14 protein-coding genes are annotated in these 16,291 nt (G+C 68.5%); 10 read left to right on the forward strand and 4 right to left on the reverse strand.

Annotated features, from left to right (window positions below):
* Window position 1 precedes the first annotated feature (1 nt).
* Both mycP and AC5592_RS08035 read left to right on the forward strand, forming a co-directional pair.
* Window positions 2-1,495 carry a type VII secretion-associated serine protease mycosin gene (mycP, locus tag AC5592_RS08030; protein WP_084506465.1) on the forward strand — a complete coding sequence of 498 codons (1,494 nt, stop codon included), beginning with the start codon at window positions 2-4 and terminating at the stop codon, window positions 1,493-1,495.
* A 2-nt stretch (window positions 1,496-1,497) separates the two neighbouring features.
* On the forward strand, window positions 1,498-5,577 hold the full coding sequence (locus tag AC5592_RS08035) for a type VII secretion protein EccC (protein WP_036498243.1): 4,080 nt from the start codon (window positions 1,498-1,500) through the stop codon (window positions 5,575-5,577).
* Window position 5,578: 1 nt separating this feature from the next.
* Here AC5592_RS08035 and AC5592_RS08040 read toward each other — a convergent pair whose 3' ends face one another.
* Together AC5592_RS08040 and AC5592_RS08045 are read right to left on the reverse strand one after the other, a co-directional pair.
* Window positions 5,579-6,163, reverse strand: a complete 585-nt coding sequence (locus tag AC5592_RS08040) for a GNAT family N-acetyltransferase (RefSeq protein WP_051024305.1) — start codon at window positions 6,161-6,163, stop codon at window positions 5,579-5,581.
* Window positions 6,160-6,999, reverse strand: coding sequence for a GntR family transcriptional regulator (locus tag AC5592_RS08045; protein WP_063063847.1), 840 nt, complete (start codon window positions 6,997-6,999; stop codon window positions 6,160-6,162). The genes AC5592_RS08040 and AC5592_RS08045 overlap by 4 nt, the downstream gene beginning before the upstream one ends.
* A 151-nt stretch (window positions 7,000-7,150) precedes the next feature.
* On the opposite strand from AC5592_RS08045, the gene AC5592_RS08050 reads away from it, so the two are divergent.
* Window positions 7,151-7,672: a DUF4254 domain-containing protein gene (locus tag AC5592_RS08050; protein ID WP_232329256.1), complete on the forward strand. Its 522-nt coding sequence runs from the start codon at window positions 7,151-7,153 to the stop codon at window positions 7,670-7,672.
* A gap of 6 nt (window positions 7,673-7,678) precedes the next feature.
* Here the strand turns inward: AC5592_RS08050 and AC5592_RS08055 are convergent, their stop codons facing one another.
* The gene (locus tag AC5592_RS08055; RefSeq protein WP_157121668.1) at window positions 7,679-8,188 is read right to left on the reverse strand and encodes a hypothetical protein; all 510 of its coding nucleotides are present in this window, start codon (window positions 8,186-8,188) and stop codon (window positions 7,679-7,681) included.
* Between the two features lie 108 nt (window positions 8,189-8,296).
* On the opposite strand from AC5592_RS08055, the gene AC5592_RS08060 reads away from it, so the two are divergent.
* Entirely contained in the window at window positions 8,297-9,289 is a 993-nt protein-coding gene (locus AC5592_RS08060; protein WP_063063849.1) for a GlxA family transcriptional regulator, read from the forward strand.
* A 9-nt stretch (window positions 9,290-9,298) separates the two neighbouring features.
* Here the strand turns inward: AC5592_RS08060 and AC5592_RS08065 are convergent, their stop codons facing one another.
* Window positions 9,299-12,301 carry a nucleotide-binding protein gene (locus AC5592_RS08065; RefSeq protein ID WP_232329257.1) on the reverse strand — a complete coding sequence of 1,001 codons (3,003 nt, stop codon included), beginning with the start codon at window positions 12,299-12,301 and terminating at the stop codon, window positions 9,299-9,301.
* Window positions 12,302-12,577: 276 nt separating this feature from the next.
* On the opposite strand from AC5592_RS08065, the gene AC5592_RS08070 reads away from it, so the two are divergent.
* The 6 genes from AC5592_RS08070 to rpsD all read left to right on the forward strand — a co-directional run bounded on the left by AC5592_RS08070 (window position 12,578) and on the right by rpsD (window position 16,237).
* Window positions 12,578-13,846 (forward strand): MFS transporter, encoded by a 1,269-nt coding sequence (locus AC5592_RS08070; protein WP_036498247.1) that lies wholly within the window; start codon window positions 12,578-12,580, stop codon window positions 13,844-13,846.
* 241 nt (window positions 13,847-14,087) lie between these two features.
* The gene (infA, locus tag AC5592_RS08075) at window positions 14,088-14,309 is read left to right on the forward strand and encodes a translation initiation factor IF-1 (protein WP_003886926.1); all 222 of its coding nucleotides are present in this window, start codon (window positions 14,088-14,090) and stop codon (window positions 14,307-14,309) included.
* Between the two features lie 168 nt (window positions 14,310-14,477).
* Entirely contained in the window at window positions 14,478-14,591 is a 114-nt protein-coding gene (gene rpmJ / locus AC5592_RS08080; protein WP_025347279.1) for a 50S ribosomal protein L36, read from the forward strand.
* A 223-nt stretch (window positions 14,592-14,814) separates the two neighbouring features.
* Window positions 14,815-15,186, forward strand: a complete 372-nt coding sequence (gene rpsM, locus AC5592_RS08085; protein ID WP_036498248.1) for a 30S ribosomal protein S13 — start codon at window positions 14,815-14,817, stop codon at window positions 15,184-15,186.
* 10 nt (window positions 15,187-15,196) lie between these two features.
* Window positions 15,197-15,610 (forward strand): 30S ribosomal protein S11, encoded by a 414-nt coding sequence (gene rpsK, locus AC5592_RS08090; protein WP_025347281.1) that lies wholly within the window; start codon window positions 15,197-15,199, stop codon window positions 15,608-15,610.
* Between the two features lie 21 nt (window positions 15,611-15,631).
* On the forward strand, window positions 15,632-16,237 hold the full coding sequence (rpsD, locus tag AC5592_RS08095) for a 30S ribosomal protein S4 (RefSeq protein WP_030513444.1): 606 nt from the start codon (window positions 15,632-15,634) through the stop codon (window positions 16,235-16,237).
* Window positions 16,238-16,291: the final 54 nt, after the last annotated feature.

Here is a 16,291-nt window from a genome sequence, read left to right on the forward strand (position 1 = left end):
GATGACTGTGCTGCGCTACGGAAACGATTGTCCGATAGCGGGTTTCGTTCGCCGGGCCGCTCGCGGGCTGCGCGTGGCCGCTGCCGCGGCGGTACTCGGCGCGTCGCTGTTCGGGGGCGGTCCCGCGACCGCGGTCGCCCCGCCGGCGATCGACGAGGGCGCTCTCGGGCAGGCGCTGGCCGTCAACGCCAAGAACGGTCCGCCGGACCAGACCGAGAAGCGTGCGGTCTGCGCCGAACCGTATCTGACCGGCGCGATTCCGCGGGATCCGCCACTGCCGCAGCGCATTCTCGATCTGGACCGAGCCTGGAAGTTCAGTCGCGGCGCCGGGCAGAAGGTCGCTGTGATCGATACCGGTGTGAACCGCCATCCACGCCTGCCGGACCTGCAGCCCGGTGGCGACTTCGTCACCGCCGGCGACGGCACCGAGGATTGCGACGGTCACGGCACCCTGGTCGCCGGCTTGATCGCCGCACGTCCGAACCCCTCCGACGCCTTCTCCGGGGTCGCCCCGGAGGCACAGATCCTGGCCATCCGGCAGCTGAGCCTGCAGTACGAGGCGAAGAACCGCAACAACGACGAGACCGGCAAGGTCGCCGCCGGCGGATACGGTGATGTACTGACGATGGCGGCCGCCGTGGTGCGCGCGGTCGACATGGGCGCCACGGTGATCAACATCTCCGAAGTGTCCTGCACCCCAGCGGGTTCCGAAACCGCTGACGGCGCACTGGGCGCGGCGGTGAAATACGCCGCCGACCGCAATGTCGTCGTGGTCGCCGCGGCCGGCAATCTCGACCAGGCCGCCTGCTCGGCGCAGAACGACACCAGCGGCTGGAACGGAGTGCGCACCGTCATCAGCCCGGCCTGGTTCTCCCCGTACGTGCTCTCGGTCGCCTCGACCGATCCGGACGGAGCGACCTCGCCGTTCTCGATCCACGGCCCGTGGGTGGGTGTCGCCGCACCCGGCCGCTCGATCATCTCGCTCGACAGCAAGCCGGGCGGAACCGGCCTGGTCGACACCGAACACGGCGACGAGGGGCCGCTGACCATCGACGGCACCAGCTTCTCGGCGGCGTTCGTCTCGGGCCTGGCGGCCCTGGTGCGCAGCAGATTTCCGGATCTGAGCGCGGCGCAGGTGATCGATCGGATCGAGCGGACCGCGCACAATCCCGGTGCGGGCCGTGACGATCGGGTCGGATTCGGGCTCATCGATCCGCTGGCGGCCCTCACCGCGCAGCTGCCGCCGCCACCCGGACCGGCGGCGCAGGTGCCGCGTGCCATCGCGCCGCCCGACCCGGACCGCCGCCCCGACCCACTGCCGCGCCGGGTGGCGATCATCGGCTCCGGCACACTGCTGGCGTTGCTGGCCGTCGGCTGGGCCGCCGCTCTGCCGTATCGGCGCAGGCGGCCCGAAGCAGCCGCCGACGATCCGGCCGCCGGATACCTTTCCGCCACCCCGGCTCCCACCGGGACCGACTCGGCTCGAGGAGAGTAGGCATGTCCACCGACGGATTCGTGCGCCGACCGCGGATCGCCCCGCCGCGGGCACCGGGCGGCGAGGTGGCGCTGACCGCCCCGCCGGAGATTCCGCGGCCGGTGCCTCCCGCGCTGCTGATGCGACTCATGCCCGTGGTCATGGTGGTCGCGGTGGTCGGCATGATCGCGATGATGGTGATGATGGGGCGCAATCTGCTCGCCAACCCCTTCATGCTGATGTTCCCGATGATGATGCTGATGTCGATGGTCGGCATGATGGCGGGCATGCGCGGCTCGGGCGGCCCCAAGCGCGCCGCCGAACTGAACGAGGAACGCAAGGATTACTTCCGCTACCTCGACCAGGTCCGCCGCGATGTCCGCAAAACCGGTGGCGCACAGCTGCAATCGCTGATCTGGAGCCATCCGGAACCCGCCGACCTGCGGGCCGTGGCCGGTACCCGCCGGATGTGGGAGCGCCGCCCCAACGACCCGGACTTCGGGCATGTGCGCGTCGGCGTCGGCAGTCACCGGCTGGCCACCAAACTGGCCCGGCCGGAGACCGGTCCGCTCGAGGACCTCGAACCGGTGTCCACGGTGGCGCTGCGTCGCTTCGTGCGTACCCATTCGGTGGTGCACGGCCTGCCCACGGCCCTGTCGTTGCGGGCGTTCCCGGCGATCAACATCGAGGGCCGCCCGGACGAGACGCGCATGCTGGTGCGCGCCATGCTGATGGAATACGTGACCTTCCACGGACCCGACCACGCCGCGGTCGCGATCATCTGCGCCGACCCGGATGCCGAGGCCTGGTCGTGGGCGAAATGGCTTCCGCACCTGCAACATCCCGTCGACCGCGACGGCATGGGGGCAGCTCGGATGATGTACCGGTCGCTGGCCGAATTGGAGACCTCCATGGCGGCCGAACTGCTCGAGCGCGGCCGGTTCATGCGCAACGCGCAGCCCACCGCCGGGCGCATCCACCTGCTGGTCATCATCGACGACGGCTACGTCAGCGGAACCGAGCGGATCGTCAGCGACGCCGGACTGGATTCGGTGACCGTGCTCGACCTGACCGCGCCGCAGGCCGGGCTCGCGGTGCGCCGCGGCCTGCAACTGGTGGTCGCCGACGGTACCGTCGCCGCGAGATCCGCCGCGGGCGTGGAGCAGTTCGCCACCTGCGACCCGGTGTCCATCGCCGAAGCGCAGACCCTGGCGCGGGCGCTGGCTCGTTACCGGGTCGCCACCGCGGCCCAGATCGTGAGCCTCGGCGACGAATCGCGAGCCGTGCCCGGCCTGATGGAACTGCTGAAGATTCCCGACGCCGCGCAGATCGATCCGGCGTCGGTGTGGCGCCCGCGCAACGATCGCGAGCGGCTGCGGGTGCCGATCGGCATCACTCCCGACGGCACGCCGGTCGAGATCGACATCAAGGAGTCGGCCGAGAACGGTATGGGACCGCACGGATTGTGCATCGGCGCAACGGGTTCGGGTAAGTCCGAATTCCTGCGCACCCTGGTGCTGTCCATGGTGACGACCCACTCGCCGGATCAGCTGAACATGGTGCTGGTCGACTTCAAGGGTGGCGCGACCTTCCTCGGACTGGAATCGCTGGCGCACGTCGCCGCGGTGATCACGAACCTGGAGGAGGAGATCGCCCTCGTCGATCGAATGAAGGACGCGCTGTCGGGTGAGATGACCCGGCGCCAGGAACTGCTCCGCTCGGCGGGCAACTTCGCCAACGTCACCGAATACGAGCGAGCCCGCGCGGCCGGCGCGGCGCTCGACCCATTGCCCGCGCTGTTCATCATCGTCGACGAGTTCTCCGAACTGCTCTCGCAGAAGCCGGATTTCGCGGATCTGTTCGTCATGATCGGCCGCTTGGGCCGCTCGCTGCGCGTGCACCTGCTGCTGGCCTCGCAGCGGCTCGAGGAGAACAAACTGCGCGGCCTCGACTCGCACCTGTCCTACCGGATCGGCCTGCGCACCTTCTCCGCCAACGAATCACGCGCGGTCCTCGGCATCACCGACGCCTACCACCTGCCGAGTGTGCCGGGTTCGGGCTACCTCAAGAGCGACGCCGACGATCCGCTGCGGTTCAACGCCTGCTACGTCTCCGGCGCCTACGAATCACCCGCGGGCAATGCGCCCGGACGCACCGGCGGCGGGCAGCGTGGCGGCGGACAGGAGCCGGTGGTCTTCACCGCGGCGCCGGTGCCGGTGCGCACACCGGTGGCCGTCGCTCCGGCGCGCGGACCGCTGGGCCGGCCCGAACTTCCGCCGCCGCCCGGATCGCCGGAGGCGGAGCGGGAACTATCCGGCACACCCGCCGACACGGTGCCCAAGACGCTGCTCAACGTGGTGGTGGACCGGTTGCGCGGTCACGGCCGCCCGGCGCACGAGGTGTGGCTGCCGCCGCTGGACGAATCACCGTCGGTGGACATGTTGCTGCCCGATCCGGACTGGCGCTCGCCGGTGAACCGGCATGGCCGGCTGTGGTGGCCGATCGGTGTCATCGACAAGCCGTACGAGCAGCGCCGCGATGTGCTGATCGTGGATCTGTCGGCCGGACAGGGCAATCTGGCCGTCGTCGGCGGTCCGCAGTCCGGTAAGTCGACCACCCTGCGGTCGATCATCATGGCGGCCGCGGCCACCCACACGCCGGAGCAGGTGCAGTTCTACTGCCTGGACTTCGGTGGCGGCACGCTGGCGGGTCTGGCCGACATCCCGCACGTCGGCTCGGTGGCCGGGCGCATGGACATCGACCGGGTGCGCCGCACGGTCGCCGAGATGGTGACCCTGCTGCATCAGCGCGAGGAGCGCTTCCGCGAACTGGGCATCGAGTCGATCCACGAGTTCCGGCGCCGCAAAGCCGAACTGGCGCAGCGGAGTCCGGCCGAGCGGGCGGCGGACCCACTGTCGCAGGATCTGTTCGGTGACGTGTTCCTGGTGGTCGACGGCTGGGCGACCATCCGTGCCGAATTCGACGTGCTGGAGCCGGCCTTCAACGCGCTGGCCGCGCAGGGCCTGTCCTACGGCATCCACCTGATGATCGGCGCCACCCGCTGGGGCGAGATCCGGCCGGCGGTCAAGGATCTCGTCGGCACCCGGCTGGAACTGCGTCTCGGTGACCCGAGCGACTCCGAAATGGACCGGCGCACGGCCGTTCTGGTGCCGGTGGGTCGTCCCGGCCGCGGTCTGACCCCCGAGAAGCTGCACATGTTGATCGCCCTGCCGCGGTTGGACTCCAACTCCGATCCGGCGACTCTGTCCGACGGTATCGCGCTGGCGCGCAGCCAGTTCGCCGAACTCTACGGCGACCGGCGCGCACCGGCGGTCCGGATGCTGCCACTGCGGGTGCCGCGCGAACAGGTGCTCGCCGAGGCGGCGGAACAGGGCATCGAATGCAGCGCCACCCGGGTGGTGGTCGGTCTGGGCGAGAACGAATTGGCGCCGCTGGTCATGGATTTCGACGCGCAGCCGCATCTGATGGCCTTCGCGGACGTGGAGTGCGGCAAGACCACGCTGCTGCGCAACATCGTGCTCGGCATCACCGAGAATTCGACGGCCGAACAGGCGCGCGTCATCCTGATCGACTACCGGCGCACCATGCTCGGCGTGCTGGAGGGGCAGCAGCTCGCCGGCTATTCCACCTCGGGGCAGACGTCGTTCGACATGATCAAGGAGGTCGCCGCCTATCTGCGGCAACGGATTCCGGGTTCGGACATCACCCCGCAGCAGCTGCGGGACCGCAGCTGGTGGACCGGGCCGGAGATCTACATCGTGGTCGACGACTACGACATGGTCGCCACCGGTGCGGGCAACCCGCTCGAACCGCTGCTGGAATTCATTCCGCAGGCCCGCGATATCGGTATGCACCTGATCGTGGCACGGCGCTCCGGCGGCGCCTCCCGGGCGCTGTACGACAAGGTGCTGGGCATGCTGAAGGACCTCTCGGTGGACGCGCTGCTGATGTCGGCGCCCAAGGACGAGGGCAAACTGCTCGGCGATGTGCGGTCGGCCAAGCTCGCACCCGGCCGGGGCACGCTCGTATCCCGTGCCCGCGAGAACGAGATGGTGCAGGTGAGCTATCTGCCGCCGGTCTGAGTCAGCGCACCGGATCGCCCCGGTCCGCGTGCAGATGGCGTCGCACGATCGGTTCCGGTAGGCCCCAGCTGTCGGCGCGGCGCTCGAACAGCGCCGCCGAGGGTCCGCTGACCGCCGGATTCGCGATGCGCGCCAGCCGGAATCCCACCGAGCGGTAGTACCGGTGCAGCTCGGTATTCCTGGTCCAGGCGTCCAATCGCACCCAATTGCGTTGCCGGACAAGGGCCAGCCCGGCGGCGTGGGTGAGCAGTGCGCGGCCGACACCGGATCCGGCGAAGCGCAGATCGACGATCATGTAGTGCACGATCACCGCGTCGGTGATCTCCCGCCGCGACCACAGCCCGGGATCCGCGCGGTCGTTCACGGTGACGGTTCCCGCGAATTCGCCGCCGACCTCCGCGACCCAGGTCTCCCCGGCCGAGACCGACCATCCGACCGCGTGGGCGAACCGTTCGATCGGCAGCCCGCGGCCCTGCCGGGTCCACTGGTCCGAGCCGCGTGCCGCAAGCCAGGCCGTGCGTTGGAGCCGTAGTCGGCAGATGGTGCCGAGGTCGGCCGAGCGGGCCTGGCGGATGCGGATGTTCATGGCGATCCGGGTACCAGTGAGTTACCGAAGGAATGGGAGTTGCCCGGCGGATGCGGCGCCCCCAGGGTTTTGCGGATCAGGGCGGTGCCCTCGTCGTCACCGAGTTCGTAGGCCAGCCGGTTGCGTGCGGCCGGCGACCGCTGGCGGGTGACCCGCATGATGCGGGTGCTGCTGGCGCCGATGCGCAGATGATCGAGCAGCATGGTGCCGGCTCCGACACCCAGGACAGCGGCCTCGTCGGCACTCGCAGGGCGGGCCACGACCGTATCCCGATGGGCGGTTTCGGGATAGCCACGTGCGGCCAGCCGCCGCGTCGTGCCCTCCGGAATGTCGTGCGGAGAATCGATTCCGGTGAGTTCGGCGAGGTCACGCGGGTAGTAGCTGACCTCCCACGACCACGGTTCGTTGTCGAGGTACTGCACCACGGTGCGCGAGACGACCCAGGAGTCCTTCGGCACGCCTAGCCAGTGCGCGACTTCCGTTCCGGCCGGTTCCATCCGGGCGCTGAACTGCTTGGCCGGTTCACGCCCGGCGGCGCGCGCGATCTCGGAGAAGATGTCGTGCGCCGACTTGGGGCGGTCGCGTCGAATATGGTTGGTCACCACGGATTCCAGGACCTCCTGGCTGCGCACGATCGTGCCCCGGGAAGTCGCTGTGAACAGCAGGTTTTCGGCGACGAGCACCTGAATCGCGTTGCGCGCGGTGGTGATCGAGACATGCATCTGGTCGGCCAGCTCGTTGTGGCTGGGCAGGCGATCACCAGGTTTGTACGTGCCGTCGCGGATCGCCTCCCGTAGGACGTCGGCGATTCGCTGGTACCTCGGACCGGCGGCCATCTCGCTCCTCGGTTGTATCTTCAACGACCGGAAGTCTACTCTGCTGGTTGGCAGGGCAGTGTGACCCTTGACACACACATTCAGAGGTTTATTGTAATGAACGTCCTGACCATTGGTTGTACGGCGACGACGGCGAGGCAACGTGGCTGGTTTGGAGACGTCCCCGATGGTGGTCGTGGCATGGCCCGACACACCACATACACCGACGGCCGTCGATTTCCTGACGACCGAAGTTCTGCCGAGTTCGGATCTGTTGTTGCGCGCGTGCCGGGGGCACCGCGTCATCGGCGGCCCGATCCTGTGGTTCGCGCGCGACCTGGCGGTGCTGTTCGAACGCCAGCTCGGCCGCGGCGGTTCCGCCCCGGATCCGGACTCCGCGCTGATGATCGAAATCGGCAGACGGCGAATGGAATTGGTGATGGCGATCGACGACTGGATCGTCCGCGCCGTCCCGCAGCAGAACTCCGACGCTACCTTGCACACCGAAACGATCGGCGCCGTCATCGACCGGCTGGCCGAGGCGTCGGTGCGCGCGCACCACGCGTTGATGACCCTCGACGCGAGCGACGAAGTGCTGCACGCTGCCTGGCATCATCTCGCCGAATTGGCCGACGGCTACGACGATCTGGTGCGTGAGGTCCTCACCGGACGGCGTCGCCTGCCGACCTGGTGAGTAGGTCTAGTAGCTCAGCGATCGGCACGAGCCCGCCATCCGCGGTGCGCGGCTGTGCCGCGACCGATCCGCCGGCAGTGGCGCCGGATTCAGCCGGGTCACCCGCCGCGGTCGTGAACCATCGGCCAGTTCGGTGAAGCGAATCGTGTTCCAGCCGAACGGCATCAGGTGGACCAGTTCACCGCGTTCCGCCAAGCGCTCGGTGAGCTCGGATACGATGTCCAGCGCATCCGCCAGGCCGGTGAGTACGTCCTCGTGTGCGCCGCGTCGATCGCTTCGCGCCCACGGCGCCACACCTTCGACCACGATGTAGCCGACGTCGTCGTGTGCCGCAATGGTTTTCACGACCTCTACCGCCGCCGGAAGTGCCGCGGCGTCACCCGGCTCGACCGCGACCTGCAGGACGAGGCAGTCCACGAACAACTTCCGGGCGCGCACCGCTGCCGGATCCAGCGCGACCGCGCACGGCCCCGCCGAGGTGACCTCGTATTCGAAGAGGTGACACACACTGCTCACGATGCGCATCGTGCACCTCTGTTCGCCCACATCGTCATACGGCAACACTAGGCGGCGGATGTGCGCATTATCAGTGTCGTATCCGACGCATTCAGTACTGTTTGCGACATGGATGTGGCGGTGTTCGTCGTGGACGGTGTCGGCGACCTCGGTCTCGCCGCCGTGCTGGAGGTCTTCAACACGGCGAACTCGCTCGTCGACGATCCGGAGCTGGAGCCCGAACCGTGGCGAGTGCACACCGTCGCGCTCGGCGGCAGTGTCCGCTCCGGCCACGGCCATCTGATCCCGACCACACCGCTGGCCGAGGTGCCCGGCGACATCGGCCCGATCATCGTGCCCGCCGTCCTCGCGATGGACGCGGACGCGGTGGTCGACCTGATCGCCGCACCCGCCAACCGGCCGGTGCTGGAACGCATTTCGCAGGCACACATCGCGGGAACTCCGTTGGCCGCCGCGTGCACCGGAACCTTCTTCCTCGCCGAGGCCGGGGTGCTCGACGGGCTGCCCGCGACGACGAGCTGGTGGCTGGGCCCGGCCTTCCGCCGCCGCTATCCGAACGTCGACCTGGACGAGGGACGCATCCTGTGCCGCTCCGGTCACATCGCGACGGCCGCGGCGGCCCTGGCCCATCTCGACCTCGCGTTGGCCACGGTGGCCGGTCGCAGTCCCGCTCAAGCCGAACGCGCGGCCCGGATGCTGTTGGCCGGCAGCGGAGGCGAGCAACGCGACTACATCGTTCCCCAGGTGATCGCGCGCGGGAATTCACTGGTCGCGGCCTTCGAACGCTGGGTGCGCGGACATATCGCCGAGCAGTTCCTGATCACCGACGCCGCTCGCGAACTCGGCGTCACCGTGCGCAGCCTGCAGCGCGCGACACAGGCCGAAATCGGGATGTCACCACGGGATTTCGTGAACGAAATCCGCCTCGAGCGTGCCACCCGGCTATTGCGCACCACCAATGCCACCGTGGAGACGGTCGCCGCGCGCGTCGGCTATCTCAATGCCGGCCCCCTGCGCGGACTGTTCCGGCGCCGCCGCGGCCGCAGCATCGCCGAGGTCCGGGCGACCCCGATGGCCTGGCAGGACCGCAGTGCTCGATAACCGCGGTGCTCAGTAACCGCCGAACCGCCGATGGTCGGTGGCGAAATCGTCGGCCACCGTCGCCGCCAGTTCCACCAGCGCGCGCTTGGTGTTCTTGTGCAGCCGGGCCAGGTCGATCTCGGCGCCCTCGGCCAGATGCGGGTCGTAGGGGATGACGTGCACGGCGCGGCACCGGGCCAGGAAGTACTCGCGCAGATGCTGAATCGCCACATTCGGTGAGCCCTCGCGCGGCAGGTTGATCACCACGACGGCATTGCGCACCAGGTGATCGTGCCCGTGCAGCGAGAGCCAGTCCAGCGTCGCCGCCGCGCTGCGGGCGCCGTCGATCGCCGACGACGAGATCAGCACCAGCGAATGCGCCAGATCCAGCACACCCGCCATCGCCGAATGCATCAGTCCGGTACCGCAATCGGTGAGGATGATGTTGTAGAACCGCTGCAGCACGCGCAGCACCTGGCGGTACTCGTCCTCGCTGAACGATTCCGACGCCGCCGGATCACGTTCGCTGGCCAGCACTTCCAACCGGCTGGTGGCCTGCGAGGTGTGCCGGCGCACGTCGCCGTAACTGCGAATCTGCTGATCCAGCAACAGGTCCCGCACCGTGGAGCGGGTCTGCAGCGGCACCCGCTGCGACAGCGTGCCGAAGTCCGGGTTGGCGTCGACGGCGATCACGCGGTCACCGCGGATGGAGGCGAAGATCGAGCCGATGCCCATGGTGGTGGTGGTCTTGCCGACACCGCCTTTCAGGGACAGGGTGGCGATGCGGTAGTCGCCGCGCACCGGCTGCCGGATGCGCGCCACCAGTTCCTGCAGGCGCAGCTCCTCCGCGGACATACCCGGATTGATGGCACCACCCGACATGTGGTGCACCGCGCGCCGCCAACCCGAGCCGGGGGCTTTCTTCGCCCGGCGCATCGGGACATCCTCCAGTGAGGGCGTCACGCCGTTCGGTGGGTACTGGTGCGGCGGCTGACCCTGCTGGTACTGCTGATACTGCGCCTGCGGATGGACAGCCTGCTGCTGGACCTGCGGGTTGCGGGCGTGCTGATACTGCTCGGGCGAAGCGGCCTGCTGCCCCGGCATATACGGATTCGGCTGGGCGTACTGCTGCGGCTGGGAATACTGATCCGCCTGTCGTGCGGCCCACTGCTGTTCGGGACCGGTCGCCGGACCCGGCACCTGTGGCGGCGGTTGTGGTGCGCTGTGCCACTGCGCGTCCGGGGCCGGCTGGGGGATCCGAGGCTGCGACACGCCCTGGGGACCGGCGACCATCGTCGATTCGGCATTCGGCGCCTGCGGCATCGGGCCGGAATGTGCTGGGTGCGTACCGAATTCCGCAGCGGGCGGCTGCTGGTACTGCGGTGTCTGCGGCGCCGCGCCGTACTGCGGACTCGCGGCGTCGGGCGTCTGCGGCCGCGCTTCGGACTGCGCGGGTGCCGCGTCGGTGCCGTTCCACACGGCGCCACCCATGTCCGGCCCGGGCCGCACGGCGGGATCGTGTGCCGCCACCGGCTCTGAGGCGAGCCGATGCCGCCCGCTCCACTGCTGCCCCGCCGAAGCGACCGCACCGCTATCCGCGTTACCGGCGCCGTAGAACCCGACACCGCCGACCACCGACGACGCACCCGAATCACTCTCCGGCGCATGGGTTCCCACCGTCGGCGGGTGAAGAGGCCGCGTACCGGAAGCCGAATCGCCACCGGCCGCGAAGGCATCCCACGTGCCGCCACCCTGCCCCGTATCGTCCGCTGGGACGGGCAGATCCGCGCCAGGGGTATCGGATACGGCGGTCTCGCCGGGTGCGCCCGAATCCCCGGTCGGCCGATGCGCGGACGCCCCGGCAGCATCGTCGCGCCGGGGTGCGGATTCGCCCGGCGCGGGCGAGTGCTCCGTTGCGCCGCCGAGCCAGGCGGGCGCCTCCTCCGCGACGCCGGAAGTCCCGGTGCCCGCGGTCGGCGGCATATCGGCAGCGGCGGGGCGTGCGTCCGTCGCCTGCTTCGGCAGGCCCGGTGCGTCGGCCGTCGGTGCGACCGGAGAGCCGAGTGGTGAAATCTGCTGCCCCACAGCGCTGTTCGCGTGCGACGCGTTCTCGTACCCTTCCGGCACGCCCAGCCGTGGCGGCGGTCCGGGACGGGTGGGCGGCGCCGGGTCCGGCCACTCGGGCAGCGGCGGCGGAGTCGGGGCCGACTGCTGGGGCGGTGGGGGTAGGTCGGGTCGCCGCGTCACCCGCACGGTCATCTCCGCATCCACGCCGTCGGCGGCCGGAAGCGGAGTGCTCGACATCTGCTGCGGTGCAGGCGGAATCGGCGGGCGGGCGGAAGCCTGCGGTGGTGCGGGAGGGAACTCGCCGGACAGCGGCTCGGAGGGAAGGGGGCCGGGCGACTGATTCGGAGGTGGCGTAGTCGGTTCCGGCGGCACCGGAGCGGGATTCGGCTGTGCGGTAGCGGGCGGCCGGCCGAAGTCGTGGCGCGGCGTCGACGGCGCCGAATTCCACGGCCCCGGTGGCTGCGTCGGGGGCTGCTGCGGCTGCGTCGGTGGTTGCGGCTGTACCGGCGGCTGCGGGAATTGATTCTGTTGCTGCGCACGGAAGTCGGCCGGGATCACGCCCTGGACGCCGTCCGGACGGTAGCCCTCAGGCGTCTGCTGCTGCCACGGCAAGGACTCGGAGCCCTGAGAACCGTTGCCGCGCAACGACTCCGGCCCCGGCTGCGCATCGCCCTGCGGCCGGGCGGTGTCGGGCGGCCCCCACGAGGGCGAACCCTCACCGGCGGCCGGCTCGGCGTCTGCCTTGTCCTTGCGGCGGGATTTCCGCCACTTCCGGTCGGACTCCTTCTTGTCGGACTCCGCCCGGTCGTCGGATTTGCGGGAGAACAACCGCCGCGGACCGTTGTCCTCCGGGATGTACTCCTCGTGCGGAAGGTTCTCGACCGGCGCTTCGTACCCCGTTTGCGTGACGTCGCTCTCCGACAGCCACGGGGGCAGCATGGGCAGATCGTTGTTGTTGCGACTCACGGCAGTACCTCACCGCGGTTCGTGGTCGGGGCCTCGCCGAGGATCGTGCCGATCGGGTTCGAGGGCGCTGCGTCCGTAATTCGCTCGCTGCGCACGCTCACGGGTGTCCCCCTGGGATCTGCTGGACCGATTTCCTGGACAGCCGGTAGTTTACGCGAGGGCTATCGGCCGTGACGGGCGTCCTACCCACAGCCGACGAGCCGGTCGGACGACGCGCCGCGACGCCTGCCGGCGGGTTCGGTTGCCCCTTATTTGCGAGGTCGGGAGCGTATCGAAATGGCAATCACCGCGGGTGATGATCCCCGCGCGGCGCGGTTGGACGAACTTCCCGTCCGGCCGGTTCATCGCAAGCTCGTCGCCCTGGTCGGCCTGGGCCTGTTCTTCGATCTCTACGAACTGTTCCTCGCCGGCACCATCACCGGTGTGCTGAAGCAGCAACTCGCGCTGTCGACCTATCAGCTGAGCGGCATCCTCGCCTCGGCCTTCGTCGGCCAGTTCCTCGGTGCCCTGGTCATCGGCCGGCTCTCGGACCTCTTCGGCCGCCGCCGGATGTTCATGATCAATATCGGGGTCTACGCCGGGTTCACCCTGCTCGGCGCGTTCAGCCCCAACGTCTGGTTCCTGATGGCGACCCGCGTGCTCGCCGGACTCGGCATCGGCGCGGAGATGACCGTCTCCGACACCTATCTGTCGGAGGTGATGCCGCCGCAGGTCCGCGGCCGGATGATCGCCATCGCCTACACCATCGGCTTCTGCGCGGTGCCGACCGTCGGATTCCTGGCCCGGTGGCTGGTGCCGCTGGAACCGTTCGGCACCGACGGCTGGCGCTGGCTGTTCGTCTTCGGCGGCTTCGGCGCCGCGCTGGTGTTCGTCGCCCGTCGGCACATGCCCGAATCGCCGCACTGGCAGGCCCAGCACGCCAAGGCCGCGACAACCGGGGCGAAGGTGTCGTTCACCGAAATCCTGCGCGGCGCCAACCGCGGGCGCACCCTGCTGTTCTCCGCGGTGATGATCCTGCAGGTCTTCGGCTATTACGGCTTCGGCACGCTGGCGGTGCTGGTGTTGCAGCACAAGGGGTTCACGGTGGTGAACTCCCTCGGCTATCTGACCGTCACCTACCTCGGCTATCCGCTGGGTTCGCTGCTGTCGATTCCGCTGATCGAGCGCGTCGAGCGCAAATATCTGGTGATGGCGTCGGCCGCGCTGATGGCGCTGTTCGGCCTGATCTTCGGATTCGCCACGAGCGTGCCGCTGATCCTGCTGTCGGGCGGCCTGTTCACCCTGGCCAGCAACGTCTTCTCCAATGCCCTGCACACGTATCTGCCGGAATCGTTTCCCACGACCGTGCGCGGCACCGCCTCGGGTACGGCCTATTCTCTGTCGAAACTGAGCACCGCCATCCAGCCGTTCCTGCTGCTTCCGTTGCTGGACAGCCACGGTCCGGGCACGGTGTTCACGGTCATCACGATCGCGCTGGTGCTGATGCTCGGCTTGATCGCGGCGTGGGGCCCGCTCACCGGGCGCGGCCCGCTCGCCGACCACTAGCGACGGCGCGGGGGGACCGCATTTGGCCGGATCGTGGACGCACGGGTAAGCTTGGTCGGCGGTGCACCTGCCCGACGTCTGTGTTCATGCGAATGCGTGTAGTTTCTGTGACTGCATGTCCGCATGTGACTACGAAGAGTATGGCACCGGGTCGACTGGAGTGCACCGGTAACTGCAGTGACAAGCTAGCCGAAGAGTTGAGACCACACAGGGTTTCAACGTAAGCGGGATCGCGGAGGATATGGCGAAGAAGGACGGGGCCATCGAGGTCGAGGGTCGAGTTATCGAGCCACTGCCGAATGCGATGTTCCGCATCGAGCTGGAGAACGGTCACAAGGTTCTCGCGCACATCAGCGGCAAGATGCGTCAGCACTACATCCGCATCCTGCCCGAGGACCGCGTGGTCGTGGAGCTTTCTCCCTACGACCTGTCCCGCGGTCGCATCGTCTACCGCTACAAGTGAGTTTTCCGGGGAGCGATCCCCGGAGGGAGTTCGGGAGTCGAGGCTCCGGAGCTCTCGCGGCATTTCGTGGCTCCGGCCTCGGGATCTGCGACAAAAGACTTCCCCAGTCGTACGACTGGGGAACACCTGTGTTCACACCCCTGTGAACCACAACCAGATTGGACGGACGTGAAGGTTCAGCCGAGCGTCAAGAAGATCTGCGAGAAGTGCAAGGTGATCCGCCGTAACGGCCGGGTCATGGTGATCTGCGACAACCTGCGTCACAAGCAGCGTCAGGGCTGACCTGGACTGCACCCCGACGCAGGGGTTCACCAGCCAAGCACCGAACGCAGTTCGGATTGGCACAGAAAAGAAGACCTCCCAGCGCCAGTCGCCGTCGGCGAGCTCGCCGCCTCGGAAACGAGCGGAGAGCGGACGGACGACCTACCCCCGGAACGGAGGCCGGGGCCCCATTCGAGGGGACGGACAGGGAGCAGACCTCCGCAACAGTTAAGGAAGCTGCCACATGGCACGTCTGATGGGCGTCGATCTCCCGCGCGAGAAGCGCATGGAGATCGCACTGACCTACATTTTCGGGATCGGGCGCACCCGTGCGCACGAGATCCTGGCCGCCACCGGCGTCAGCCCCGACCTGCGGTCGAAGGATCTCACCGACGACGACGTCACCCGGTTGCGCGATTACATCGAGGCGTCGGAATTCAAGGTCGAAGGTGACCTGCGCCGTGAGGTGCAGGCCGACATCCGCCGCAAGATCGAGATCGGCTGCTACCAGGGCATCCGCCATCGCCGCCACCTGCCGGTGCGCGGACAGCGGACCAAGACCAATGCGCGCACGCGTAAGGGTCCGAAGAAGACCGTCGCCGGCAAGAAGAAGTAGGGATAGCTGAATGCCTCCTAAGAGTCGGGCCTCGGGCCCCAAGAAGTCCCAGAAGGCGCGTCGCCGGGACAAGAAGAACGTCCCGCACGGCCACGCGCACATCAAGTCCACGTTCAACAACACGATCGTCTCGATCACCGACCCCGAGGGCAACGTGATCTCGTGGGCGTCGTCGGGCCACGTCGGCTTCAAGGGTTCGCGTAAGTCGACCCCGTTCGCCGCGCAGCTCGCCGCCGAGAACGCCGCCCGCAAGGCGCAGGAGAACGGCGTCAAGAAGGTCGACGTGTTCGTCAAGGGTCCGGGTTCGGGCCGTGAGACCGCGATCCGCTCGCTGCAGGCCGCCGGCCTCGAGGTGGGCACGATCTCCGACGTCACCCCGCAGCCGCACAACGGCTGCCGTCCGCCCAAGCGGCGTCGCGTCTAGCGGGAAAGGATTTAGCGAAAAATGGCTCGTTATACAGGCCCCATCACCCGCAAGTCGCGTCGTCTGCGTGTCGACCTCGTCGGAGGCGACCAGGCGTTCGAGCGTCGCCCCTACCCGCCCGGCCAGCACGGCCGCGCGCGGATCAAGGAGAGCGAGTACCTGCTCCAGCTGCAGGAGAAGCAGAAGGCCCGCTTCACCTACGGCGTCATGGAGAAGCAGTTCCGCCGCTACTACGAAGAGGCGAACCGTCGCAAGGGTAAGACCGGCGACAACATGCTGCAGCTGCTCGAGTCGCGTCTGGACAACGTCGTGTACCGCGCCGGTCTGGCGCGCACCCGTCGCCAGGCCCGCCAGCTGGTCTCGCACGGCCACTTCCTGGTGAACAACCGCAAGGTCGACGTCCCCAGCTTCCAGGTCTCCCAGTACGACATCATCGATGTCAAGGAGAAGTCGCTGCCGACGCTGCCGTTCCAGGTCGCCCGTGAGACCCAGGGCGATCGCCCGATCCCGGGCTGGCTGCAGGTCGTTCCGAACCGGCTGCGGATCCTGGTCCACCAGCTCCCGGAACGCGCGCAGATCGATGTGCCGCTGAACGAACAGCTCATCGTCGAGTACTACTCGAAGTAAGCCGTTCGTGCTGCTGGTGGATGAGCACCGTACCCGTCGTGCTCATCCACACCC

This window comes from Nocardia violaceofusca NBRC 14427 (assembly GCF_963869435.1).
In the GTDB taxonomy this organism is placed as follows: domain Bacteria; phylum Actinomycetota; class Actinomycetes; order Mycobacteriales; family Mycobacteriaceae; genus Nocardia; species Nocardia aobensis.

Bases quoted from the DNA above. Each gene is read 5' to 3' on its own strand.
- mycP (WP_084506465.1), top strand. From the start codon at position 2: ATGACTGTGCTGCGCTACGGAAACGATTGTCCGATAGCGGGTTTCGTT.
- AC5592_RS08035 (WP_036498243.1), top strand. From the start codon at position 1,498: ATGTCCACCGACGGATTCGTGCGCCGACCGCGGATCGCCCCGCCGCGG.
- AC5592_RS08040 (WP_051024305.1), bottom strand. From the start codon at position 6,163: ATGAACATCCGCATCCGCCAGGCCCGCTCGGCCGACCTCGGCACCATC.
- AC5592_RS08045 (WP_063063847.1), bottom strand. From the start codon at position 6,999: ATGGCCGCCGGTCCGAGGTACCAGCGAATCGCCGACGTCCTACGGGAG.
- AC5592_RS08060 (WP_063063849.1), top strand. From the start codon at position 8,297: ATGGATGTGGCGGTGTTCGTCGTGGACGGTGTCGGCGACCTCGGTCTC.
- AC5592_RS08070 (WP_036498247.1), top strand. From the start codon at position 12,578: ATGGCAATCACCGCGGGTGATGATCCCCGCGCGGCGCGGTTGGACGAA.
- infA (WP_003886926.1), top strand. From the start codon at position 14,088: ATGGCGAAGAAGGACGGGGCCATCGAGGTCGAGGGTCGAGTTATCGAG.
- rpsM (WP_036498248.1), top strand. From the start codon at position 14,815: ATGGCACGTCTGATGGGCGTCGATCTCCCGCGCGAGAAGCGCATGGAG.
- rpsK (WP_025347281.1), top strand. From the start codon at position 15,197: ATGCCTCCTAAGAGTCGGGCCTCGGGCCCCAAGAAGTCCCAGAAGGCG.
- rpsD (WP_030513444.1), top strand. From the start codon at position 15,632: ATGGCTCGTTATACAGGCCCCATCACCCGCAAGTCGCGTCGTCTGCGT.